Source organism: Shewanella sp. SM20, from assembly GCF_025654545.1.
In the GTDB taxonomy this organism is placed as follows: domain Bacteria; phylum Pseudomonadota; class Gammaproteobacteria; order Enterobacterales; family Shewanellaceae; genus Shewanella; species Shewanella oncorhynchi.
This window is the reverse complement of the sequence record NZ_JAKKRK010000129.1, coordinates 1-983: the sequence shown is the minus strand read 5'-3', so window position 1 is coordinate 983 and position 983 is coordinate 1. Positions and strand designations below refer to the sequence as shown.

The following is a 983-nucleotide window of genomic DNA, read 5'->3' as shown; positions in this document are numbered from 1 at the left end:
AGTATGATGATGGTCATCACTTCGCTCATCGTCATACGGCCAGGGCGTTGACGCTTGCGTGTACCATCGGTTAACAGCGTTTTTTCCCATTCTGGAATGAAAACAGCGCAAAAATCATCGACATCGCAAAACACTTCCACTAATTTATGCATAGGCCCTCCGGTGTGATGGGGTTTCTCTTGGTCGAAAGATCCGATCACTTGGAGGGCTATTAGTTCAACATTTCTTATCCCGAGTTCAGGTTAATTATATTAATGGTAGTGACTTAAACGCAGAAGATATTGTATTTTCGGATACCAACACGATTTTTCCATCTCAATATAAGGTTTCTAATATTAACCACCGTATATTTATATACTCTTCTCAAACTGAAGGTTTAGTTGTTGCTTTAGTCGAGTTATATGGTGGATTTAGGTTTAGCATATTGCTTTCTAGACAGTGGAAAGGGCCTAGTATTTCTTGTTGCTATGCCATAGACCCTGTGTCACAAGATAAAATCGATTCAGACATAGAAGCTAATCTTGAATTAGAAGCTGTATTAGCTAATCGAGGCTGCGTTATGTCGAAAGCGATTGAACAATTAAAACCTTTATTTGATCATATTAGCGCTTTAGATATTCAGCGAGAGGAGCAGCGAATTATTGATTCGACGATGGAAAAATATGGAATAGAAGTTTTGGATGAGCATTGTGATGACGTGGTCTTCCAAACCATAGTAAAGGATCTAGTTGATATGTAGTGGTCAAGTAAAATTGGCCACGATTTTAGAGTCATTCCAATATAAACGTTCTGACTCATTTGGCGTTAACCCACCATTATATTGATGGGGTCTGGTCTCACTGTAATATCCAGTGATGTAATTTGTGATCTCTTTATCTGCTTCTGTAAAATTCCCATAACCATTGGCGGGTATCCACTCAGATTTCAAACTTCTAAAGAAACGCTCCATTGGTGCGTTATCCCAACAATTCCCGCGGCGACTC

At 39.5% G+C, this 983-nt stretch carries 2 protein-coding genes and 1 pseudogene; 1 reads left to right on the top strand and 2 read right to left on the bottom strand.

Going from position 1 to position 983, the window contains the following annotated elements:
* Positions 1 to 152, bottom strand: a pseudogene (locus tag L5M18_RS23200) (IS982 family transposase); the annotation flags it as partial.
* 329 nt (positions 153 to 481) lie between these two features.
* Between L5M18_RS23200 and L5M18_RS23195 the strand changes: the two are divergent.
* On the top strand, positions 482 to 739 hold the full coding sequence (locus L5M18_RS23195; RefSeq protein WP_263198722.1) for a hypothetical protein: 258 nt from the start codon (positions 482 to 484) through the stop codon (positions 737 to 739).
* A 3-nt stretch (positions 740 to 742) separates the two neighbouring features.
* On the opposite strand, the gene L5M18_RS23190 is transcribed toward L5M18_RS23195, so the two are convergent.
* Positions 743 to 983, bottom strand: a 241-nt coding sequence (locus L5M18_RS23190; RefSeq protein WP_263148716.1) for an integrase core domain-containing protein, incomplete at its 5' end; no start/stop codon positions are given.